General features: G+C 49.2%; 14 protein-coding genes. 10 read left to right on the forward strand and 4 right to left on the reverse strand.

The genetic code is table 11. The features are described 5' to 3' along the window. Nucleotides 1-20: 20 nt before the first annotated feature. The 3 genes from HPS56_RS08400 to HPS56_RS08410 form a co-directional block, all read right to left on the reverse strand. Nucleotides 21-1211: a pyridoxal phosphate-dependent aminotransferase gene (locus tag HPS56_RS08400; RefSeq protein ID WP_172275703.1), complete on the reverse strand. Its 1191-nt coding sequence runs from the start codon at nucleotides 1209-1211 to the stop codon at nucleotides 21-23. After that, nucleotides 1192-2034 carry a prephenate dehydratase gene (locus tag HPS56_RS08405; protein ID WP_172275704.1) on the reverse strand — a complete coding sequence of 281 codons (843 nt, stop codon included), beginning with the start codon at nucleotides 2032-2034 and terminating at the stop codon, nucleotides 1192-1194. Before HPS56_RS08405 ends, HPS56_RS08400 begins: the two co-directional genes overlap by 20 nt. A gap of 303 nt (nucleotides 2035-2337) precedes the next feature. Next, a complete protein-coding gene (locus HPS56_RS08410) occupies nucleotides 2338-4746 on the reverse strand; it encodes a glycoside hydrolase family 2 TIM barrel-domain containing protein (RefSeq protein ID WP_172275705.1) in 2409 nt (802 codons plus the stop codon). A 450-nt stretch (nucleotides 4747-5196) separates the two neighbouring features. Here HPS56_RS08410 and HPS56_RS08415 point away from each other — a divergent pair, with 450 nt between their 5' ends. Beyond that, nucleotides 5197-5904: a hypothetical protein gene (locus HPS56_RS08415; RefSeq protein ID WP_172275706.1), complete on the forward strand. Its 708-nt coding sequence runs from the start codon at nucleotides 5197-5199 to the stop codon at nucleotides 5902-5904. A 135-nt stretch (nucleotides 5905-6039) separates the two neighbouring features. After that, nucleotides 6040-6786: a polyprenol monophosphomannose synthase gene (locus tag HPS56_RS08420; RefSeq protein WP_172275707.1), complete on the forward strand. Its 747-nt coding sequence runs from the start codon at nucleotides 6040-6042 to the stop codon at nucleotides 6784-6786. A 76-nt stretch (nucleotides 6787-6862) separates the two neighbouring features. Here HPS56_RS08420 and HPS56_RS08425 read toward each other — a convergent pair whose 3' ends face one another. Further along, a complete protein-coding gene (locus HPS56_RS08425; protein ID WP_172275708.1) occupies nucleotides 6863-7078 on the reverse strand; it encodes a hypothetical protein in 216 nt (71 codons plus the stop codon). Between the two features lie 236 nt (nucleotides 7079-7314). Between HPS56_RS08425 and mfd the strand changes: the two genes are divergently transcribed. From mfd to ilvN, 8 genes are all read left to right on the forward strand, one after another. Next, nucleotides 7315-10722, forward strand: coding sequence for a transcription-repair coupling factor (mfd, locus tag HPS56_RS08430; protein ID WP_172275709.1), 3408 nt, complete (start codon nucleotides 7315-7317; stop codon nucleotides 10720-10722). Beyond that, nucleotides 10719-12680: a helix-turn-helix domain-containing protein gene (locus HPS56_RS08435; protein ID WP_172275710.1), complete on the forward strand. Its 1962-nt coding sequence runs from the start codon at nucleotides 10719-10721 to the stop codon at nucleotides 12678-12680. Before mfd ends, HPS56_RS08435 begins: the two co-directional genes overlap by 4 nt. Before the next feature lie 376 nt (nucleotides 12681-13056). Beyond that, complete coding sequence (locus HPS56_RS08440; RefSeq protein WP_172275711.1) at nucleotides 13057-15489, forward strand: glycoside hydrolase family 31 protein; 2433 nt, start codon at nucleotides 13057-13059, stop codon at nucleotides 15487-15489. A gap of 188 nt (nucleotides 15490-15677) precedes the next feature. Beyond that, complete coding sequence (locus tag HPS56_RS08445; protein WP_172275712.1) at nucleotides 15678-16103, forward strand: Hsp20/alpha crystallin family protein; 426 nt, start codon at nucleotides 15678-15680, stop codon at nucleotides 16101-16103. A gap of 171 nt (nucleotides 16104-16274) precedes the next feature. Next, entirely contained in the window at nucleotides 16275-19205 is a 2931-nt protein-coding gene (locus HPS56_RS08450) for a TonB-dependent receptor (protein ID WP_172275713.1), read from the forward strand. Nucleotides 19206-19403: 198 nt separating this feature from the next. Then, nucleotides 19404-21203 (forward strand): dihydroxy-acid dehydratase, encoded by a 1800-nt coding sequence (ilvD, locus tag HPS56_RS08455; RefSeq protein ID WP_172275714.1) that lies wholly within the window; start codon nucleotides 19404-19406, stop codon nucleotides 21201-21203. 74 nt (nucleotides 21204-21277) lie between these two features. Further along, complete coding sequence (gene ilvB / locus HPS56_RS08460) at nucleotides 21278-22993, forward strand: biosynthetic-type acetolactate synthase large subunit (RefSeq protein WP_172275715.1); 1716 nt, start codon at nucleotides 21278-21280, stop codon at nucleotides 22991-22993. 4 nt (nucleotides 22994-22997) lie between these two features. Then, a complete protein-coding gene (gene ilvN / locus HPS56_RS08465) occupies nucleotides 22998-23549 on the forward strand; it encodes an acetolactate synthase small subunit (protein WP_172275716.1) in 552 nt (183 codons plus the stop codon). The last annotated feature ends 91 nt before the right edge of the window (nucleotides 23550-23640 follow it).

The following is a 23640-nucleotide window of genomic DNA, read 5'->3' on the forward strand; positions in this document are numbered from 1 at the left end:
TATATAATAATTGATGTTTCTCACAATTTGTCTTTGTTCTGTGATATGCGGTGCAGTGCTTCACTGATTTTCTCTTCTTTGGCACAGAGTGATATTCTGATATATCTTTTCCCGTTAGATCCGAATATGAATCCGGGCGTTATGAATACTCTTGCGTTGTGAAGCACATTCTCTGTAAGTTCCTCGGCATCGGCATATTTGTCGGGTATTCTTCCCCAGAGAAACATTCCTGTTTGCGCTTTGTCGTATGTGCATCCGAGTGTGTCCATAATCTTTTCGGCATGTCGTCTTCTGTTGGCGTATGTCTCTATGTTTGCCTTGCGGTGCCATTCGTCATCGTTCCCGTATGCTTCTGCGGCAGCGAGCTGCAATCCTCGGAACGTGCCGCTGTCGATGTTGCTTTTAATTTTGAGAATCCATTTGATGAATGTTGGGTTTGAGGCGCATAGTCCCACCCGCCATCCCGGCATGTTGTGGCTTTTGCTCATGGAGTTGAACTCAATGCAGCATTCTTTTGCCCCGGGCACTTGCAGCAGTGATATAGGTTTGTCGTTCAGAATCATCGAGTATGGATTGTCGTTTACAATAACGATATTGTGGCGGTGTGCGAAATCTGTCAGTTTTCTGTATGTTTCCGTCATGGCGTTTCCTCCGGTGGGCATATTGGGATAGTTCGTCCACATCAGTTTTACTCGGCTGAGGTCCGTCTTTTCCAGTTCGTCAAAGTCCGGTTGCCATTTGTTTTTCTCCAATAGGTTATAGTTTACAACGTTCACACCGAGTATACGGCTCAGCGAAGTATAAGTAGGATATCCAGGATTGGGTACGAGCACTTCCTCTCCCGGGTTTACAAAGGCGAGTGTTACGTGCAGTATTCCTTCCTTTGAGCCTATTAGCGGAAGTATTTCTGTTTCCGGGTCGAGTTCCACGTCATACCATCGTTTATAGAATCCGGCCATGGCGTTGCGAAGCTCCGGTGTTCCCATTGTAGGCTGATATCCGTGTGTATCCGGGCGTTGTGCCACCTCACATAGTTTCCTCACGGTGTTTTCCGATGGCGGCATGTCAGGACTTCCTATGGCCAGGCTTATAATGTCTTTGCCCATGGCATTCAGTTTCGCCACTTCCTTCAGTTTGCGGCTGAAGTAGTATTCGCTTACCATGCCGATACGCTCGGCCGGCATTATGTTTTTATTCACATTGTTTTCCATCTTTATATTCTCCTAATATTTTCAGTTCTTTTGTAAGCGGAGTTATCGCATCGATGCTTTGTCGGTATCGTGTCAGGCTACCGTATGTCACGTCCACGTAGAACAGATATTCCCATTCGTGTCCTATTATAGGCAGCGACTGTATCTTTGTCATGTTTATCTTGTAGAACGAGAGTATGCTTAGCACTTGTGACAGCGAGCCTTCCTCATGAGGCAGTGAGAATACAAGGCTTGCCTTGTTCGATTCCTCCAGCGAGCGCATGAAGTCGGCTTTGCCTGGATTGCATGTTATGAGAAACCTTGTGAAATTGTGTTTGTTGTCCTCTATATGGTCTTCCAGTATTTTCAATCCATACATTTCCGCTGCCGCCGCACTGCATATCGCTGCCACTCCATGGCTGTTGTTTTCCGAAATGTTTCTTGCAGAGCCTGCCGTATCATCGTCTTCCACCATTTTCAGGCTTGAATGCCTTGCCAGGAATTTCCGGCATTGCATCAGTGCCACGGGGTGGGAGTGCACTTCCGTTATTGTGTCCCATGAATCGTCGTTCAGGCAGCAGATGCAGTGTGATATGTGCAGTTTATGCTCGCCGACCACTGTCGTACCAGAATCTCTCAGCAATTCATAGTTGTGCAGCAGGCTTCCTGCGATGGTGTTTTCTATGGCGCTTATGCCAATCACAGTGGGGTCTTTATTGATATTCTCGAATACTTCCTCAAAAGTGTCGCAACAGATCAGTTGAATCTGTTCACCCTCAAAATATTGATGTGCGGCAATGTCGTGGAAAGAGCCTGGCATGCCCTGGATCGCAATTCGTTTCATTCTGTTCTATTCTTGTTTGGGTCTCTGTTATAAAAAACAAGTCCCGCCTTATAAAATGAAGGCGGGACTTGAATGAGAAACTTTATTATGTTTATCTGTCATAAGTTGAAATCTACACGCAACTTCCCGCTTCACAAATCCTTGTAAAGTAAAAGTAATAAAAAGATGCGCTAAATCGACTCATGCTGTTTTTTCTTTTTTGTTTATTATGCTGCAAAAGTATAATATTTTTATGAACTATACAAATAAATCCTTATATTTTTTAATTGTAATGTTGTTTTGTATTATAATGCAGATATTATGCTATATCGTTTTCAGTTCTATTGTTTCCGACAGCCTGAGCTTTTTGTCTGTGACGGTGAGGCGAAGCTTTCCTGCATTCTTTGTGCTTCTCACCACCACCACAAGCTGTCCGTTAAAGAGTCTCATCTGTGGTTGGGTGAACGGCTCGAGCGATGTGGCGTCACCGTTGCATGCAGCCTGGAATGTTCCGTCGCCTGTCACTTCGAATGATAGGCTGTTGTCTGCGGTCGGACAGTGGATGCCGTCTTTGTCGGTCATGGATACGGTGATGAATGCCATGTCATTGCCGTCGGCCTTAAGCTGCATGTCTGTATTGTCAGGGCATTCGGCACTAAGTTTGATTGCGGCAGGTTTTCCGGCTGTTCTCCTGACATCCTCTCCGATCTTATTGCCTTTACCGTCGTAAGCAACGACTTTTATTTCTCCCGGTTCATATTTCACTTCATTCCAGCGCAGGCGGAAACGGTCGAGTCGTGAATCCTTGTTCTTCTTTATACGTCCCTGACTCTTGCCGTTAACGAACAGTTCGGCCTCCTCTCCGTCGGTGTAGCAGTATACCGGTGTGATCTTTCCCTTACGGTCGTTCCACGTCCAGTGTGGTAGCAGGTGAATGGTGTGCTCTTTCTTGTTCCAGTGGCTGCGATAGAGAAAATATCTGTCTTTGGGAAGTCCTGCCAGGTCGCATATTCCGAAGTAGCTGCTGCGGCTTGGCCAGTAGTTGTCGTATGGAGTAGGCTCGCCGAGATAGTCGTATCCTGTCCATACAAACTCACCTATGACCCAAGAGTTGTCCTCCTGCCATTTCCAGTCGTCATCAGGCAGATTGCTCCATGAGCAGTATTCAGTGTCGTATCCGTTGCACTGTCCGTCGGTATATGTGTTTTTGTCAGATACGGTGACCGGGAATTTGTATACCCCCCGGCTGCTTACCGTAGATGCCGTTTCCGAACCGAGCAGAAAGCCTTGCGGCAGAGTCTCTATGCCCTTTTGGTATTTATGGAGGCGATAGTTGAATCCCGGCACGTCCATGGCTTGTGCCACGCCTGATTTCAGGGCTGCGTCAACACGGTCGAGACCCTGTGTCACCGGACGTGATGGGTCGAGTTTATGGCAGAGGTCCTGAAGCCGCTTCGATATGGCCAGTCCGTCTTTTCCTCCCTGCTCCGGTATCTCGTTGCCTATGCTCCACATCACTATGCTCGGATGGTTTCTGTGGTGCAGCACAAGATTCTCGATGTCTTTTTCGCCCCATTCCTTGAAGAATCTCGCATAGCCGTTCTTGCACTTGGGGTAAATCCACATGTCGAAGCTTTCTGCCATGACCATCATGCCAAGGGAGTCACAGATGTCCATCTGCATTTCCGACGGAACGTTGTGGGCTGTGCGTATGGCATCACATCCCATGGCTTTCATCATCTTTATCTGTCTTATCAGTGCAGCCTTGTTCTCAGCCGTGCCAAGCGGTCCGAGGTCATGATGCAGGCATACTCCCTTTATCTTGCGTGTCTTGCCGTTGAGCATGAATCCGCCTTCTTTTGATACTTCAACCGTGCGCACCCCCACGTTTATAGCCTGTCTGTCGAGCACTTTTCTGTCCTGTTTGTGTGTCAGCACAAGCTTATATAAATAAGGTGTCTCGGGAGACCACAGTTTTGGCTTGTTGAAATCGAGCACTGTATGGATATTTCCCTCTGCATCAGCGTTGCAGTGACTTGCGGCCACAATCATTCCGCGGTCATCATAAAGTTCCACCTCCGTGCCGGACGGTTTCGTAATGTCAGCTCCGAGAATCTTTGTATCAATGCTTATGAATGCTTTTTTCTTGTCTGCTTTAATGGTCCTTACGTATGTTCCCCATGTATCAAACCTTGTCTCGCCTGTGAGTACAAGCTTCACCGGACGGTATATTCCGCCTCCTGGATACCACCTGCTGCTCTCCTCCACATTATTGAGAGATACTTTCAGGTGGTTTTCACCAGGTTTTACAAGGTCTGTAATATCCATGCGGAAAGCGTTGTATCCGTAGGCCCAGTATCCGGCCTTATGGCCGTTCACCGTTACTGTTGGCTCGCTCATGGCTCCGTCGAATATCAGTTCCGCCCGGCAGCGGTGGTTGGGCATGTTGAATGTTTTTGAGTAATATCCCTTGCCAATCCAAGGCAAAGCACCTGAGCGTCCCGACTTTTCTGACTTTTCTTTCTCTCCGTTCTGCTCTATTGCCACAGTCTGCAAGTCCCATTTCTTGTCGAATGGTCCGCTGATAGCCCAGTCGTGCGGAATGTTCACACGTTCCCAATTCTCATTATCGCGTGAGAACATCCAGTCTTCGTTGAGGCTAATCTCTTTACGCTGCTGGGCCATTGCCGATGCCGCCAGGGCAAAGGCGATAAATAATAGGTTTATTTTCATTGGTATTATAAAATTGTTCTGTAAATGTTGATTTGTGTAGACTATCTGTTGCAAATTTATACAAAAATAGTGGAATACATGCCTGTTTGGATAAAAAAGTGATATTGGAGGAATGATAATCAGGGAGTGAAACAAGGTGGTTTCAATGAATACTGGATATAAAAGGGCATTCCTTTTCCTTAAGAATGGGGTGAGTGTCTCCACATCGTCACACGAAATGAACAGCTTCCTCACTCCGATAAGCAAAAAATATATAAGATGGCGGATAGGTGTTTCCATGTTTAATATTCTGTTGCTTTATGGCACCGACAGATTTTCATGCCGGTGCATACTCCGGTTAACGTTTTATTTTTGCAGTCGGAAAACTGATTTCAGCTTTTTTATATATATTATTCTTGTTTTTATATGTTGTAGTCTGTATATTTGCATAACGAAATAAAACCGCGTTTTATGATAAGAGAATTGTTTGTCGCGTTTGTTGCCGTTTTCCTGAACCTGCCTTTGTGTGCCCAGGAGGACGTTACACGCGTTATCCATGGCAGTAATGATATAGAGGCTTGCAGTGCAGTGGTGGAAAACTGTGTCGCCGACAGTATGGAGGCGGTCGTCACACCGTCCGGACTTCATCTTCCGGAGATTGATTCGTATGGTCGTGTGTTGCCGTCTGGACTGTGGTCTATGTCTTATCCCGGATGGGGCCTTTGGGAACTGCATCCCGGTTTGAATGTGAGTCTGGGTGCGGCGGTTACAGTGGCTTTCGGCAAACATTCGTATGGCGGCACGGGGTTCTGCCAGAATATATCTGCAATGTATGCCGTTCCGCTCACACCGAAATTGTCTTTTGCTTTAGGTGGGAGTTTCGACAATATAAAATGGGCGGACGCCAGCCACCGCAATGCCGGTATTACGGCCGTGCTCGGCTATAAGTTCGACGAGCATTGGGAGGGATATCTCTATGCCCAGAAGTCGGTGTCCGGCAGCAGGCGCATGCCGTATGACCTTTATTATATGGGTGATATTTCCGACCGTATAGGTGCGTCGGTTAAATACAATTTCAATCCTACGTTCAGTATTCAGGTTTCTATAGAGAGCCGTAAGGTCCCGGTTGCCTGTCCCGTGTCGTATCCGGCATTTCCGTCTTCAGGATTTATGGAGTGACGTCATATTATATTAATGTGGCGGTGTGATAGAGCCAAATATACGGATATGGCATGTCATTTATATATTTTTTAAGTATATTTCTTAAGTATATTCTTTGAAAAAGTTTATCTTTGCATTAAAATAACAAGATTTATGCACGACAGCGACAGTATTGTAATAATACCGACATATAATGAGAAAGAGAACATCGAAAAGATTATCCGTGCGGTGTTTTCATTGGACAAGTGTTTCCATATACTTGTGATAGATGACGGTTCGCCTGACGGTACGGCAGACATAGTGAAGCGTCTTATGTCAGAGGAGTTTTCCGGACGCCTGTTTATTCTTGAGCGTAAGGGCAAGCTCGGGCTCGGTACGGCTTATATCACAGGTTTCAGATGGGCATTGGAGCATGAGTATGAATATATCTTTGAGATGGATGCCGATTTCAGCCACGACCCCAATGATTTGCCCCGCCTGTATTCCGCCTGTCATGACGAAGGCTATGATGTTGCCATCGGTTCGCGTTATGTTTCCGGGGTGAATGTTGTAAATTGGCCCATCGGCCGTGTGCTGATGAGCTATTTCGCCTCAAAATATGTGCGTATGGTCACGGGGTTCAAGGTCAACGACACCACAGCCGGCTTCAAGTGCTACAGGCGTCGTGTGCTTGAGACCATCGAGCTTGACAAGATTCGTTTCAAGGGCTATGCTTTCCAGATAGAGATGAAGTTCACGGCCTATAAGATTGGTTTCAAGATAAAGGAGGTGCCTGTGATATTTGTAAACCGCCGCGAGGGAGTTTCCAAGATGAGCGGAGGGATATTCTCCGAGGCGTTCTTTGGCGTGATGCGCCTTCGCTGGGACGGATGGACGAGAAAATACCCGTGTCCGGCATAGTATGCATGTTGTTTTGAATAAACGCTCCGCCTCAGAATAATCAAAATAAATTTTGCCTCAGCATTTGGTTTGCAGTTTATTTTATATCATTTATTATAGGTGAGACAGGTATGGATATGGAAGCCATGTATTTGTGTGTTTTCCATTTCACTGCCTGTCTTTTTATTATGCGGATAGCTAAAAATGAAACGGTAGATGCAATCCGGTATGTCTGCCGGCAACCGGCTTGTTCGGGAGCGTCTTCTTTGTGGCTCACCCGGACCAATATGGCTGTAAAGTCTGAATCTGCCATCCGTTTTCCGTGAAGTACAGGTTCGTAAGCCAGTCGACTTAAGTCGAACGATCTTCCGACTGTAGTCGAAACATCTGTCGGCTTAAGCCGACAGATTTGCTGACTTAAGTCGACAGATAAGAGGACGGCCGCTTTTCGGTTTGAGAATGGCCTGTTTCTTGTTTGTGCATAGCCATTTTTCATTCTTTTTGTTTTGTATTTTTGCCGACTTGCTGTAATTTTGCATTCACATTGCAATGGATATACAGGATTTAAAGGATTTATATGCCATGTCGCCTCAGGTTGGGGCCTTGGCGAAGATAGTGGAGGACGAGTCTGTAAGGACTGTTTTTCTCAAGGGCTTATTGGCTTCTTCGGCACCGATGCTGTTTGCCGGTCTTGCGTCAAAGCTATGCCGCACGGTGTTATTTATACTTCAGGATGCCGAGGAAGCCGGTTATTTTTATCATGACCTTACCCAGATATTGGGTGAGTCAGGCGTATTGTTTTTCCCGTCGTCATACCGTAGGGCCGTAAAATATGGCCAACGCGATGCGGCCAGCGAGATACTCAGGACCGAGGCGTTGGCCGCGCTTGCGGCAGCCACCGGCGACAGTCTCCTTTATGTCGTAACATATCCCGAGGCCGTGGCGGAGCTTGTGGTGTCGCAAAAGAAGATGGATTCGCGCATGCTTGTACTGAAGACAGAACAGACTGTGGATGTGTCAGACATTGCGCGCACTTTGCGCGATTTCGGATTCCGCGAGGTTGACTATGTGTATGAGCCCGGACAGTTTGCCCGTCGTGGCAGTATATTGGATGTGTTCTCATATAGCTGCGAGTTGCCGTTCCGCATAGACATGTTCGGTGATGAAATAGACTCTATACGTACGTTTGAGGTCGAAAGCCAGTTGTCGAAGGAGATAAGAAGTGAAGTGCGTATCGTGCCGGAGCTTGCCGGCATTGTCGAAGACCGTGTGCCGTTGATGTCTTTTATGCCTGACGGTACTGTCGTGGTGACGAAAGATTTGCTTTATGTGCGTGAGACGATAGATGCGGTTTATCGTGAGGGCTTCTCGGCACAGGCCATTGCCGAGCGTATGGAGGGAGCGACGGAAATGCGGCAGAAGGAGATTCTTGAAGAGATGCGTAAGGAGGTTCAACTTTCAGACGGTGCCACGTTCATGCGCGATGCACTTTCTTTCCGCATGATGGAGATAGGCCACAGGCCGTCTCGTGAGCCGCAGGCGGAGATTTGCTTCGACATGACTCCACAGCCGCTGTTCCATAAGAATTTTGATTTGCTGTTCCAGTCGCTTGAAGACTATGTGCTGAAAGGCTATAAGCTGTATATCCTTGCCGACAGTGCCAAGCAGAACGAGCGGCTGAAGGAGATTTTCGCTTTGCGATCATCGTTCGGGTTTGTTCCGGTCAACAAGACCCTGCATGAGGGATTTGCGGACAATATCCTGAAGATGTGCGTGTTTACAGATCATCAGATATTTGACCGTTTCCATAAGTACAACCTGAAATCAGACAAGGCCCGCAATGGAAAGGTGGCCCTTACGCTTAAGGAGATCAGGCAGTTTGAGGTCGGTGACTATGTGGTGCATGTCGACCACGGAATAGGCCGTTTCGGAGGTCTTGTGCGTATGCCTCAGGGTGACGGCTATCAGGAGATGATAAAGATACAGTATCAGAAGAACGACTCTATTTACGTATCAATACATTCCTTATATAAGGTTTCAAAATACAAGGCGCAGGACAACGGCGAGCCCCCGCGCCTGAGCCATCTCGGCACGGGACAGTGGGAACGGCTCAAGGAGCGCACCAAGTCGAAGATAAAGGATATCGCCCGCGACCTTATCAGGTTGTATTCCATGCGCAGGCACGAGAAAGGCTATGCTTTCAGTGCCGACTCGTTCATGCAGCACGAACTGGAGGCGAGCTTCCTTTACGAGGACACTCCCGACCAGCTTAAGGCGACCAACGACGTCAAGGCCGATATGGAGCGCGACAGGCCTATGGACCGTCTTGTGTGTGGCGACGTGGGGTTCGGCAAGACCGAGGTGGCTGTGCGTGCGGCATTCAAGGCCGCGTGCGATTCAAAGCAGGTGGCCGTGCTTGTGCCGACGACAGTGCTCGCCTACCAGCATTACCAGACATTCAGGAAAAGGCTGAGGGACTTGCCTGTCAGGGTGGAATATCTTTCGAGGGCAAGGAGCGCAAAGCAGACAAAAGAAGTGCTGAAAGACCTTGAGGACGGAAAGATAGACATACTTATAGGCACTCATAAGCTTATCGGCAAGTCGGTGAAGTTCAAGGATCTCGGACTCCTTATAATAGATGAGGAACAGAAATTCGGCGTGGCCACGAAAGAAAAGTTGCGCCAGATGAAGATAAACGTCGACACGCTGACTATGTCGGCCACGCCCATACCGCGCACACTGCAGTTCTCGCTTGTGGGCGCGCGCGACATGAGTGTTATCCAGACCCCTCCGCCCAACCGCTATCCCATACAGACGGAGATACACGTTTTCAGTCCGGAGATAATCGCAGATGCCGTCAACTTCGAGATGAGCCGCAACGGACAGGTGTATTTTGTAAACAACAGGATAAGCAATCTGCCGCAGATTGCCGAAATAATACACAAGTATATACCAGATGCGCGTATTGCCATCGGACATGGAAGGATGAAACCCGAAGAGCTTGAGAACATCATAATGGACTTCTCAAACTATGAATATGACGTTCTTCTTTCCACCACTATTGTGGAGAACGGCATAGACATCCCAAATGCCAACACCATAATAATAAACGCCGCACACAATTTCGGTCTCAGCGACCTGCATCAGATGCGGGGGCGTGTGGGCCGGGGCAACCGTAAGGCGTTCTGCTATCTGCTTGCCCCACCGCTGTCGGCCCTTAATCATGAGTCGCGCCGCCGTCTTGAGGCGTTGGAGAACTTCTCTGAACTGGGTTCGGGCATAAACATAGCAATGCAGGATCTTGACATACGCGGTGCAGGCAATCTTCTCGGTGCGGAACAGAGCGGGTTCATTGCCGACCTTGGCTATGAGACATACCAGAAGATACTCAATCAGGCCGTTACAGAGCTTAAAAACGAAGAGTTTTCAGACCTTTATGCTGACGAGGCTGTGACAGACGGAGGCGATTTCGTCGAGGACTGCTCGTTTGAAAGCGACATAGAGATGTACTTTCCCGATAGCTACGTGCCGAGCGACAGCGAGAGAATGCTTCTCTACAGGGAGCTGGATAACCTGCGTGACGACAGCGAGATCGAGGGGTTCCGCATGCGTTTGCGTGACAGGTTCGGAGCCATTCCTGATGTTGCCCGTGAGCTTATGAATGTCGTTCCGCTCCGTCATGCCGGCAAGAGCCTCGGTTTTGAGAAGATAATGATAAAGCAGGGACGTATGACGCTGTTTCTCGTGGCCAACGTTAACAGTCCGTACTATCGCAGTGCCGTTTTCGACGGTATTCTTGAATATGTCACATTCAATCCCCGTCGCTGCAGTCTTCGCGATAACGGCGGCAGGCGTTCTTTGGTTGTTTCGGAGGTGGCGACCGTCGGTGACGGGGTTGAGGTGCTGAAGTCAATGGGAGCTGCGGTAAGCAAAACCAAGGAAATGAAAGCCGGATGAAAATTCTAAGATTGTTCATATTGCTGCTGCCGTTGATGTTGGCCATGCCACTGGCTGCCGAAAGGACATATTATGTGCTTGACGGAGGACAGGGGCTTCGCGGACGCAGCGTGCTTCAGATGCTCCAGCTCTCCGACGGGCGTATGGTTGTGATGACGGAAAGCCACGTAAATATTTATGACGGTGCGGAATTCCGTTCCGTGGCTGTCGACACATCGGCTGCCGAGCCTCTTGAGGCGTATTACGGCCATACCCATCTCTATGTGGATGCATCCCGCAGGCTTTGGATAAAGTCTTATCGCAGTGTGTCATGCCTTGACCTTACTGCTCTCCGGTATGTCAGAGACTGCAAGAAACAGGCCTGTGTATCGTGTTTCGACGATATGTTTGTAGATTCGGAAGGCGGTATATGGACTGTTGCCGGAGGCGATGTGGTGTCGGCTGACACGGGTGTAAGGCTGTGTATGCCGGAAGGTGGCGGAACGGTGCAGGACATTGATGTGAAGGCCGGACGTGCGGTGATTTTTACAAGCGGCGGTTATGCATGTGTATTTTCCTTGTCTTCCGGTAAATGCGAAGGCATGACAGCGGCTTATGACAGTGTGACGGCCCGCAAGTATGAACGTACATCGTTGATAGTGAAGACTTCCGACGGTATGTTCCATCAGATACGTACGGGCAGCGGATGTTCCATATTCCAGACTTTTAATCCCGTAACAATGTCATGGAAACGCCATTTAGAGTGCGGTTATCTGCTGCATACACTCATTGCGGGCGATGGCGGCATGGCCTATATCACTACTCCTGAAGGGTATATAGCATATAATTTCGGCACCTCCGGCCGACTGGTGTTGCGTGAGTTGCGTCTTCCCGACGGCACACGGCTGACCACCGGCATAAACACCGTGTGTAGCGATCGTGAGGGCGGAATATGGCTTGGAACGTATAATCGCGGCATTCTTTATCTTCCGCCTCTGTCGGGGGTGTTTGATATGGGGGAGTCGAATGTTCCGCTCACCCCTGTGCTCATTTCCGTGATGATTCACGGCCGCCGTATCGAGGCCGGTGGCGGCATGGATGTCGATGCGCCTTATCTCGACAGGCTCAGTCTTGATTATGAAGACAACTCCGTGGCTTTTTGTTTTTCTCCGATGAAGTATGTGCATCCGCGTAGCGTATGCTACCGTTACAGGATTATAGGTCTCGACGGTGTGTGGCATACGGCCGATGCCGACAGCGACGGCATGCTTGTAGACAGTCGCGGGCTGCTCACACTGTCGTTCGTAGACCTTGCCGCGGGCAGTTATGTGCTCGAGGTGATGGCCTCGTCGCGTTTCGGAGTGTGGAACGGCGGTATACGCAGGCTTGTCTTTACTGTGGCCGTACCGTGGTGGCGTTCCACGGAGGCCATTGTCTTATATGTGCTGCTGTTTGTGGTGTCGGCTTCCACCGGCGTTTGGGTTTACATAAAAGCTGTGAGGCGCAGGGTGGCGCGCGAAGGACGCGAGGAGATGCTGCTCATGCGTATCCGTGACCTTATGGAGCAGTGCAACCGCAATGAGAGTTCCGTCAGGGTTGTTCTTGTCGATAACGGTCATGGCGATGAAAAACCAGACATGAGCGGTTCGGAGATGGATTTTCTCGATAAGGCGACGAGGATTGTCGAGCGGCATATAGGCGATACGTCATACACAGTGGAGCAGCTCAGCCGCGAGATGTGTATGGACCGCACCGGACTATACCGCCGGCTTACGGCCATACTCGACAAGTCACCCCAGATGTTCATACGCAGCATCCGTCTGCGTAAGGCCGCAGAAATGCTTTCGCGCGGTGGAACGACTGTGACGGAAGTGGCCGACGCCACAGGTTTCAGCTCGTCGAGCTATTTCACCAAATGTTTCCAAAAAGAGTACGGTTGCCGTCCGTCGGAGTATGCGGAGAAGAAAAGCATGCAATGATTGTTTATGTGAGGATATTTGAAATATGAAGTGATGACTCATCCGGTAAATCAGGAAAGATATTCCTAAATATACTTTCTGAAAAGGTATGGCATTTTGTCTTAATTAAAGAATGTTATGGCTTTATTCTTAATTTCTTATGACTTAGGAAAGCAATGTTCACCGATGCATTTTAATTTCTTCGTTTTGCATTCATTTTTCGTTTCTTTGCTGCATATTTCAACGTGATTACCAATAGAATCAACATAAGTGCAATGCTGTTTCAGGGTATTTGCAGTACCTTTGCATAAGGTAAGCTGCACCTCAGCAATTCCAAGCAAGCTTGATTGCGTTCGGTTTGCATTACCTTTGCAATAACTAAAACAATATAGCATTTATGAAACGATTATCATTTATGATGCTTTTTGCCGCATTGTGGATGGCATGTCTGCCGTCGGGCGGAGCATCGGTTACGAAAGTAGTGTTTTATTCGCCGCACATCGTGCGGATAGTAAAGTATCCGTCTGCGTTTGAGTCGCAGCCTGAGAAGAAAAGCTTCACAGTCATCATGCAGCCTGAGAAGGTTGGCGTGAAGACCACTGTTGCCGGTTCGCTTACCACATACGCAACCGACAAGATGAGGGTGGTTGTTCACGGCAACGGTACGGCCATGTTTCTTTCCGCTGACGGTGACACTCTGTTGCGCGAACAGTCTGTTCCAGGATTCGAGATGAGACGCGATGATGCCGATGAGGGCAAATACGTAGTGAACCAGAGATGGAGCCTTGCCGACGGTGAGCATATCTATGGTTTGGGCCAAAGGAAAGACAGGACCCTCAACCTCCGCGGCAAACACATAAAACTGTGGAACACCAATACCTATACCACCATTCCCGTGTTTATAAGCAGTAAGGGTTATGGAGTGTTCTGGGACAATATGAGCCGTTCATTCTTTGACGATGACAAAACAGGGACATCGTTCAAGAGCGAGGTGGCTGAGATGGTCGACTATTATTTCATCTTCCGTGATGGTACGGCCGACGGTGTGATTTCCGGTTTGCGTTCTCTTACCGGCCGTGCCACAATGTTTCCTTTATGGGCAATGGGGCATTGGCAGTGCCGTGAGCGTTACAAGACTTCCGATGAGCTTGCCGGGGTGCTTGACAAATACCGTGCCCTGCAGATACCGCTTGACGGCATCGTGCAGGACTGGCAATACTGGGGATGTGATTCCAACTGGAATGCCATGCGGTTCATGAATCCTTACTATATTAATAAGGTGGGAGATCCGGCATGGGCCAAATACCTGCCGGGCGACATGCGTAATATGAGCCGTCAGGCAGAGCCCAGACTGAAAAGCCCTTTGGAGATGGCAAAGTATGTACATGACAATAATGCACATCTCATGATTACCATCTGGGCCAGTTTCGGTCCGTGGACGGACGCTTATGCCGATATGAAGAAGATTGGCGCACTGCTGCCTTTCGAGACATGGCCGAGGAATAGCGGCACGATGCCGTACGATGCCTTCAATCCAAAGGCACGTGACATATATTGGAAGCATCTGACCAACCTATATAATATAGGTTTCGACGCATGGTGGACAGACTCTACCGAGCCCGACCATTTTGAGAAGCCGGGCGATGACGACTATATGACTGCACGCGGCACATGGCGCAGCGTGAAGAATGCCTTTGCCATCGAACACAACCGTGGCATATATGAACATCAGCGGAAGATGCGCGGCAACAATAAGCGCAGTATCCAGATGACACGCAGCGGACAGATAGGCATACAGCACTACGGTACGTTCTCATGGAGCGGTGACATCTCCAGCAGTTGGGAAGAGATGAAGGCACAGGTGCCGTCAGGTCTGAGCTATGTTATATGCGGGATACCGTTCTGGAACACCGATATCGGCGGATTCTTCGGAGGATACTACCGCAACAATCCTAAAGATCCAGGAATGCAGGAGTTGCAGGTGCGTTGGATGCAGTGGGCGGCATTCATGCCGCTGATGCGCAACCACTGTTCTTCACCGATGGTGAGTGAGCTTTATGAATTTGGCAAGCCGGGCGAGTGGGCCTACGATGTCCAGAAAGATTTCATAAAGTTGCGCTATCGTCTTCTGCCGTATATCTACAGCACACAGGGTGATGTGGTGCTCAATGACGGCTCCATGATGCGTCCGCTGGTGATGGACTTTGCCTCTGACGTGAAGGCACTTGATTGCAATGATGAATACATGTTCGGACGTTCGTTGCTCGTACGTCCTGTGACAGATCCCCTATACACATGGCGTAGCGGTGACCGTCGTGGTCATCTTATATATCCGGATGTGACCAAAGGAGCGGCACCGGTCAGTGTGTATCTGCCGGAGGGTGCGAAGTGGTATGATTTCTGGACAGGCGAGTGCATAGAAGGAGGTCGTGAGATAATGCGTCCGTGTCCTATAAGCGAGATGCCGGTGTACGTGCGTGCGGGAAGTATCATGCCTTGGGGGCCAGAGGTGCAGTATTCCTCAGAGAAATCATGGGATAATCTTGAAATGAGGGTATATCCCGGTGCCGACGGACGTTTTGTCCTCTATGAGGACCGCGGTGACGGTTACGACTACGAGCGTGGAAAGTATACTCAGATAGAGTTTGAATGGGACGATGCCTCACGTACTCTTACAATAGGCAACCGTAAGGGGGCTTATCCGACGATGCTTCGCAACCGCAAGTTCAACATTGTTATGATGAACCACGGAACAGGGGCGGGAAGTGTTCCGGTGCAGGCTGTGCGCACAGTGGAGTATAACGGTGAGAAGACAAAAATAACTCTTTAGGGCATTTATATCACCATGTATCTGACATAATGTCGCTATATTCTGTCTTTTTATACTTGTTATATGTCATTTTGTCTTGCGACTTGCAATGGTATGCTTGTTGCGATATTGTAGGTGAAAACCTTCCGACAGAGCGGAGGTAATCATAAAAGACAATTTAAACATTAATAAAATAGGAGGATTTGATTATGACATTAGTTAGAAGAAACGCAGCATGGCTGCCAGAGGTGTTCAACGATTTTTTTGATAACGGCTATATGCATCGTGCCAACGCCATGGCACCGGCAATCAACGTGATAGAGACAAGCAAGGGCTATACAGTGGAGCTGGCTGCACCGGGTATGAAAAAGGAAGATTTCATGGTGCATATAAATGATGAGGGCAACCTTACGGTGAAACTGGAAAAGAAGGAGGAACAGAATAATGAGGACAAGACAAGGCGCTACCTGCGTCGCGAGTTCTCTTACACAAAGTTTGAGCAGACGCTTGTATTGCCGGATGATGTTGACAAGAGTAAAATTGCCGCATCGGTGGCCAACGGAGTGCTTACAGTGGAACTTCCGAAATTCGAGCCTACCCAGGAAAAGGTGTCTCGTAAGATAGAAGTCATTTAAGCGGAGCCGCTTTTTAAACAAAGAGAGAAAAGTGAAGAATGGGCAGATGTATCTGCGGAATTCTTCATTTTTCTCTCTTTTCTTTTTATTGGGAAATATTAAACCTTGTCATGCATTCCGCGTCCTAAAAAAGAAAATAATAATCTTATCAAAAGAAAACGACCAAAACTTATGAAAAGATATCCGGTTCTGTTTATGATTCTGATGCTGTGCCATTTGTTTGTCAATGCCCAGCAGGCCGTTGTGTCTGGAAATGTCTTTGAAGGCGGTTCGGATAATCCGCTCGACAAGGCCACGGTACAGCTGCTGAAGACAGACAGCACATTCGTGTGCGGAGCCTTGACGGCGACAAACGGACGGTTTGATCTTAAGCCTCCGTCGGCAGGGGCATACATAGTGAAAGTCTCATATCTCGGATACCGCACGGAATACAAGGATGTCAGTGTGCCGAAGAAAGGTGTGGCGGAGGCCGGGCGCATAGCGCTGTCGGCTGACGCGGTGATGCTCGAAGGGGCTGTAATCACCGGTGATGTGCCCAAGATGGTGATGGTTGAGGACACATTTGTATACAATACGGCAGCCTATCGGGTGCCGGAGGGCTCAACGATAGACGCTCTTGTGGAGAGGCTGCCCGGAGCGAAAGTAGATGAAAACGGAAAGATAACCCTTAATGGCAAGGAGGTAAAGAAGATAATGCTCGACGGTCGTGATTTCATGCCGGGAAACATGAAAGAGGCCATGGAGAATCTTCCCGCCTCGATAATAGATAAGATAAAGTCATACGACGAGAAGAGCGACATGGCCAAGCTGACCGGTATTGATGACGGTGAGGAGAGCACCGTGCTTGATTTCACCGTAAAGCGCGGCATGAAACGGGGTATGTTTACTAACGCCGACATCGGTTATGGCACGGATGACCGGTATTTCGGACGTGTGAATCTCTCGAGATTTGTCGGAGATTTCCGACATACCGTGATGGCAAATGCCAACAACGCCACAAACAGGAACATACGAACCGGTGGGCGCGGGCGGAACGGACTGAGCGCACGGAAGACTGCGGGACTGAACTTCAACTATGAGAAGAGGGGAAAGCTTAAGGCTGACGGAAACATAAACTGGAGTCATGGCGATACAGATAACCATACAATAAGTTCGGTGGAGAATTTTGTCAACACGCGCGGAGCCTTTTCAAACAATGTGAATAAAAACTTGTCAAGAAACAACTCGTGGAACGGAAACATGCGTCTGGAGTGGAAACCGGATACCGTGCAGACCATAACCTTCAGACCTCAGTTCTCTTTATCCTCGAACGACGGAATGAGCTCGGGCGCATCAGCATCGTTCAACGAGAATCCATATCTTTACACGGATAATCCGCTTGATGAAGGGAATATAGCCATGATGGCTGAAGACAGCATTGTCGTGAATTCCAGAACAAACAAATCGCTCAGTTACGGTACGTCGGCCGGTTTCGGAGCATCACTGCAATATCACAGGAGGCTGGGATACAAAGGGCGGAATTTCGGGGTCACGGCAAGTTTCAATATCGGGGATAACACCAATAAAAGCCTGTCGGCATCCAACGTGCATCTTTTCCAAAAGAAAAACGCGGCAGGCGAGGATTCCGTTTATCAGACCAACCGCTATAATCTCACACCGTCCGACAACCGTAGCTATACGCTACAGGCAACATATACAGAGCCGCTTTTCAAGGCAACTTTCCTGCAGCTGAGTTATCGTTTCCAGTACAGTCATAGGAAAAGCGACCGTTCTACATTTGATTTCGGCACAATGGACTATGATCGTTTTGCCGATGTACTGACACGCTACCGTGATTGGGACGGATATTTCGCGCTTCTTGAAAATCCTATCGACTATTATATAGATCACGATCTCAGCCGCTATTCGGAATACAACAATTATACACATAACATAAACATACAGTTGCGGATAGCACAGAAGAACTACAACATGAATGTGGGTGTGATGATTCAGCCGCAACGTTCCTATTTCATACAGAATTACCACGGCATTGACGTAGACACGGTCAGGGACGTGACAAACATCACACCGACGCTTAACTTCCGCTACCGTTTCAACCGCCGCACCAACCTGCGTGCCACATACCGCGGAACAACATCGCAACCGAGCATCTCGCAGATGCTCGACATCACCGATAACAGCAATCCTCTGAACATCACTATGGGAAACCCCGGGCTGAAGCCGTCTTTCACGAGTAATCTCAGGGCTGAGTTCAACACAAGCTCGCCGCGTTATCAGAGAAGCATAACATCGAGTGTCGACTTTTCGACAACGCGCAACAGCATAAGCAATATTGTGTCGTATGACGAGACAACCGGAGGACGGGTGACACGTCCGGAAAACATCAACGGCAACTGGCGTACAGCGGCACGTTTCGGGTTAAACACGGCACTTGACACCACCGGTGTATGGACTGTCAGCACGCATACGTGGTTCAACTATTCCAATTATGTGAGCTATATAACGACAGACCGCAAGTCAAGTTCGCAAAAGAACATCACACGTACGTCAACCTACAGCGAAGACCTCACTTTCGGATATGACAAGGATTGGTTTGAGATAGAACTTCACGGCTCAGTGGACTATAACCATTCGCGAAACATGTTGCGTAGTAGCGCCAACCTCGACACATGGGAGTTTGCATACGGAGCAAACCTCACACTGGATGCCAAATGGAACATGAGTTTCACGACAGGCATACACCAGACAAGCCGCCGCGGATACAGCGACAAGACAATGAACACCGATGAGCTGATATGGAACATGCAACTCAGCCAAAGTTTCCTGCGCCGTAAGGCTCTGACCGTATCTTTTCAGTGGTTTGACATTCTCCGCCGCCAAAGCAGCTTCCGCCGCCAGATAAGCGCGACGCGAAGAAGCGACACAGAATATAACAGTATAAACAGCTATGCCATGCTGCACGTGATATACAAGATGAACATGTTTGGAGGACGCTCTGCAAACCGCGGACTGCGTACCGGACGTGCCGTCTCCGGTGGGGGCGACCGTACGGTCAGAACCGGTGGCGTGCGTGGCAACAGAGGTGGAAGAGGTATGTGATGTGTTTTGATTTAAAACAAATATCATTCTTTTTGCTTTAAATTGATTCTTTATTCTAAAATAAAAATAATGTTTGTTGGCTGTTAGAAGAAAATAAGTTATCTTTGCACTTTATTTGATAAAATATGCCTGTAATCCGGATGGAAATGACGGTATGGCATATTATGAAAGGTATATATAATATTAGGTGTAAAGATTATGAAACATCAGTTGAGAAGTGCCGTATGCACCGAAGGAAGGAGAATGGCCGGTGCCCGTGCACTGTGGGTGGCTGCGGGAATGAAACGTGAGCAGTTCGGCAAACCGATAATTGCTGTGGTCAATTCATTCACGCAGTTTGTTCCTGGTCATACCCACCTTCATGAGATAGGACAGATTGTAAAGCATGAGATAGAGGCAATGGGATGCTATGCCGCCGAGTTTAACACTATTGCCATTGACGACGGCATAGCGATGGGGCATGACGGTATGCTTTATTCGTTGCCGAGCCGTGATATCATCGCAGACAGTGTAGAGTATATGGTTAATGCCCACAAGGCGGATGCGATGATATGTATTTCCAATTGCGATAAGGTCACTCCTGGCATGCTGATGGCTGCAATGAGGCTGAATATTCCAACGCTGTTCTGCTCGGGAGGTCCGATGGAGGCCGGCAGGTGGAAAGGAGAGAATGCCGACCTTATCACGGCAATGGTCAGCGGAGCCGATCCATCCGTATCGGATGAGGATATGGAACGTCTGGAGAGTTGTGCCTGTCCGGGATGCGGAAGTTGTTCGGGTATGTTTACGGCAAACTCGATGAATTCGCTGACAGAGGCCTTGGGGCTGTCGTTGCCGGGCAACGGTACGATACTTGCCACGCATGAGAACAGGATTCGCCTGTTCAAGGACGCAGCGCGCAGGATTGTGGAAAATGCCTTTGCCTATTATGAGGACGGTGACGAGAGTGTTCTGCCGCTGAGCATCGCCACCCGTAAGGCCTTTATGAATGCCATGGCTCTTGATATTGCCATGGGCGGAAGCACGAATACGGTGCTTCATCTGCTTGCAGTGGCGCAGGAGGCCGGTGTGGAGTTTACCATGAAAGACATTGATGCCCTCAGCCGACGCGTGCCGTGTCTGTGCAAGCTGGCTCCTAATACCCGTAAATATAGTGTTCAGGAATGCAACCGTGCCGGTGGTATACTTGGAATAATGAACGAGCTTTCCAAAGGCGGGCTTGTAGACGGTTCCGCCTTGAGAGCAGATGGCAGGACGCTTGCCGAACAGATGGAAAGATACGACATCACGGCACATGACATCGATGCGGAAGCCCAACGTATATATGGCAGTGCGCCGGGAGGCAGATTCTCCACGGTTATGGGAAGTCAGGATGAGAGATGGGCAACGCTTGACACCGACCGTACTGATGGATGTATACGTGATATTGAGCATGCCTATACTAAAGACGGGGGACTTGCGGTGCTTTTCGGCAACATTGCCGCGGACGGATGTGTGGTGAAGACAGCAGGTGTTGATGAGAGTATATGGAGGTTCTCCGGTCCGGCAAAGGTATTCGACTCCCAGGAAGACGCCTGTGATGGGATTCTTGGTGGAAAGGTGAGAAGCGGTGACTGTGTGGTGATTACCCATGAGGGGCCGAAGGGCGGTCCGGGAATGCAGGAGATGCTTTATCCTACATCATATATAAAAAGCATGCATCTTGGAACAGAGTGTGCCCTGATAACCGACGGACGTTTTTCCGGAGGGACAAGCGGACTTAGCATCGGTCATATATCCCCTGAGGCGGCGGCCGGAGGAGACATAGGAAAGATAAAGGATGGCGACATTATAGATATAGATATCCCTAACCGCAGCATAAACGTAAGGCTCAGTCCCGAGGAACTTGCCTCGCGTCCGCAGCAGCCGCTTAGGCGCAGACGAGAGGTGTCGAAAGCCCTGAAGGCCTATGCGAAAAGTGTCAGTTCGGCTGATAAGGGAGGGGTGAGGATACTATAATTGTCTCCCCCCCCCTGTGCGGACTAAACCGAGAGTATTAAAGCTGCTTGTAGAACCTGCCTAAGAAGAATATTATGTCAAAAGAAATAATAACCGGAGCCGAAGCATTGATGAGGGCTCTTAAGAACGAAGGCGTTACCACTATATTCGGCTATCCGGGTGGTGCGATAATGCCTGTGTTTGATGTATTGTATGATTATACGCGTGGTGAGAGGAAAGTTTTCGAACATATACTTGTGCGTCATGAGCAGTCTGCGGCCCATGCGGCCGAGGGGTATGCCCGTGTGAGCGGCGAGGTCGGAGTATGTCTGGTCACCAGCGGTCCGGGTGCCACAAACACGCTTACCGGCGTGGCCGATGCAATGATGGATTCCACACCGATTGTGGTCATAGCCGGTCAGGTGGGTGTGGGTGCGCTTGGGACAGATGCGTTTCAGGAGGTTGACCTTGTAGGCGTGGCCCAGCCCATATCGAAATGGAGTTATCAGATACGCAGGCCGGAGGACGTGGCGTGGGCTGTGAGCAAGGCTTTTTATATTGCCCGTTCCGGACGTCCTGGTCCGGTGGTGCTTGATTTCCCGAAGAATGCCCAGACGGGCACTACAGAGTGGGTGCCGTCACGGGTCGGCTTTGTGCGCAGTTATGTGCCGTATCCCGTTCCGTCTTCCGATGCCATAGTCCGGGCGGCTGAACTTATAAATAATGCGGAGAAGCCTCTTGCGCTTATAGGGCAGGGGGTGGAACTCGGTAATGCGCAGGACGAATTGCTTGAGTTCATCGAGCGTGGGGATATTCCGGCTGCACGCACTTTGCTTGGGCTGTCGGCGTTGCCGTCGGGACATCCGCTGAATGTGGGAATGCTTGGAATGCATGGCAACTATGCACCGAATGTGAAAGAGCAGGAGTGCGATGTGCTTATAGCCGTCGGCATGAGGTTCAGCGACCGAGTCACCGGTCTTACAAGCACATACGCAAGGCAGGCGAAAGTGATACATCTCGACATCGACAATGCGGAAATAGACAAAATCGTGAAGACTGACGTTGCCGTCATAGGCGACTGTAAGGTGACTCTTCCCGCTATAACCCGTCTGCTCGACAAGAAAAGGCACACGCAGTGGATAGAGAGTTTCCGGCCGCTTCAGGCAATGGAGGAAGAGAAGGTTGTCCGCCCGGCGATATATCCGGAGGACGGACCGCTGCTCATGGGTGAGGTGGTGAATGCCGTTTCAGAAGTCACAGGTGGAAATGCCGTGCTCGTGACAGATGTGGGGCAGAACCAGATGTTCTCGGCCCGTTATTTCAAGTATAACAAAAAACGGTCCATAGTGACCAGCGGAGGTCTCGGTACGATGGGATTCGGTATTCCGGCGGCTGTGGGAGCGTGCTTCGGGGCGCCGGGGCGTATGGTATGCATGTTCTCGGGAGACGGAGGGTTCCAGATGAGCATTCAGGAACTTGGCACGATAATGGAGCATCGGATACCGGTGAAGATGATAATGATGAACAACAATTATCTTGGTAATGTGAGGCAGTGGCAGGATATGTTTTTCTGCGGACGCAAGTCGTTCACAAGGATGGCGAATCCGTGTTATGCGCATATAGCGCAGGCTTACGGCATTCCCTATTGTGCCGTGACGGACAGAAAAGACCTGCATGCGGCCGTGGCGGATATGATTGCTACCGACGGGCCGTATATTCTTGAGTGTGCCGTGAGAGAGGAAGACAACGTGTTGCCGATGACCCCTCCCGGAAGCAGTGTAGACGGAATGTTGCTGGAGATTAAAATATAAATATATGGAAGGAAAGACATTATATACCTTATTGGTTTATTCGGAGAATATCGCCGGTGTGCTTAACCAGATAACAGCGGTATTCACCCGCCGTCAGGTGAACATTGAGAGCCTGAATGTCTCTGCATCGAGCATCGACGGCATCCATAAGTATACGATAACGGCATGGAGCGATGAAGACCAGATAACGAAGATAACAAGGCAGATAGAGAAAAAGATAGATGTCGTGATGGCTAAGTTTTATCGCGATGAGGACCTTTATATAAGGGAGACCGGACTTTACAAACTTTCTACTCCCGACGTGATGGCCAATCCGGAGATTTCGCGTACGGTACGGCGTCACGATGCCTTTATTACGGAGGTAAATCCCACATACGTGATAGTGATGAAAAGCGGGCGCACAGAGGAGATAATGAGTCTCTATCATGTGCTTGACGACTTTGGATGTATACTTCAGTATACGCGTTCCGGACGTATAGCCGTGACGCGGAGCCCCCAGGAGGAGGTAAGCATGTTTCTTTGCGAGAGGGAATCAGGAGAGCAGACAGGTGTATGACCTGTATGTGTAATAGTCAGTGATAATGTCGGACAATGTGCGTATATCATATATGCGGTTTGTCTGTAAACAGGATAAATACAAAATAAAA

This window comes from Xylanibacter muris (assembly GCF_013166605.1).
GTDB classification, from domain to species: Bacteria; Bacteroidota; Bacteroidia; order Bacteroidales; family Bacteroidaceae; genus Prevotella; species Prevotella muris.

What these genes read in the sequence shown, in the direction of transcription:
- HPS56_RS08410 (WP_172275705.1), bottom strand. Translation starts at nt 4,746, where the DNA reads ATGAAAATAAACCTATTATTTATCGCCTTTGCCCTGGCGGCATCGGCA.
- mfd (WP_172275709.1), top strand. Translation starts at nt 7,315, where the DNA reads ATGGATATACAGGATTTAAAGGATTTATATGCCATGTCGCCTCAGGTT.
- HPS56_RS08415 (WP_172275706.1), top strand. Translation starts at nt 5,197, where the DNA reads ATGATAAGAGAATTGTTTGTCGCGTTTGTTGCCGTTTTCCTGAACCTG.
- HPS56_RS08450 (WP_172275713.1), top strand. Translation starts at nt 16,275, where the DNA reads ATGAAAAGATATCCGGTTCTGTTTATGATTCTGATGCTGTGCCATTTG.
- HPS56_RS08400 (WP_172275703.1), bottom strand. Translation starts at nt 1,211, where the DNA reads ATGGAAAACAATGTGAATAAAAACATAATGCCGGCCGAGCGTATCGGC.
- HPS56_RS08425 (WP_172275708.1), bottom strand. Translation starts at nt 7,078, where the DNA reads ATGGCAGATTCAGACTTTACAGCCATATTGGTCCGGGTGAGCCACAAA.
- HPS56_RS08435 (WP_172275710.1), top strand. Translation starts at nt 10,719, where the DNA reads ATGAAAATTCTAAGATTGTTCATATTGCTGCTGCCGTTGATGTTGGCC.
- HPS56_RS08440 (WP_172275711.1), top strand. Translation starts at nt 13,057, where the DNA reads ATGAAACGATTATCATTTATGATGCTTTTTGCCGCATTGTGGATGGCA.
- ilvB (WP_172275715.1), top strand. Translation starts at nt 21,278, where the DNA reads ATGTCAAAAGAAATAATAACCGGAGCCGAAGCATTGATGAGGGCTCTT.
- ilvD (WP_172275714.1), top strand. Translation starts at nt 19,404, where the DNA reads ATGAAACATCAGTTGAGAAGTGCCGTATGCACCGAAGGAAGGAGAATG.
- ilvN (WP_172275716.1), top strand. Translation starts at nt 22,998, where the DNA reads ATGGAAGGAAAGACATTATATACCTTATTGGTTTATTCGGAGAATATC.
- HPS56_RS08420 (WP_172275707.1), top strand. Translation starts at nt 6,040, where the DNA reads ATGCACGACAGCGACAGTATTGTAATAATACCGACATATAATGAGAAA.
- HPS56_RS08405 (WP_172275704.1), bottom strand. Translation starts at nt 2,034, where the DNA reads ATGAAACGAATTGCGATCCAGGGCATGCCAGGCTCTTTCCACGACATT.
- HPS56_RS08445 (WP_172275712.1), top strand. Translation starts at nt 15,678, where the DNA reads ATGACATTAGTTAGAAGAAACGCAGCATGGCTGCCAGAGGTGTTCAAC.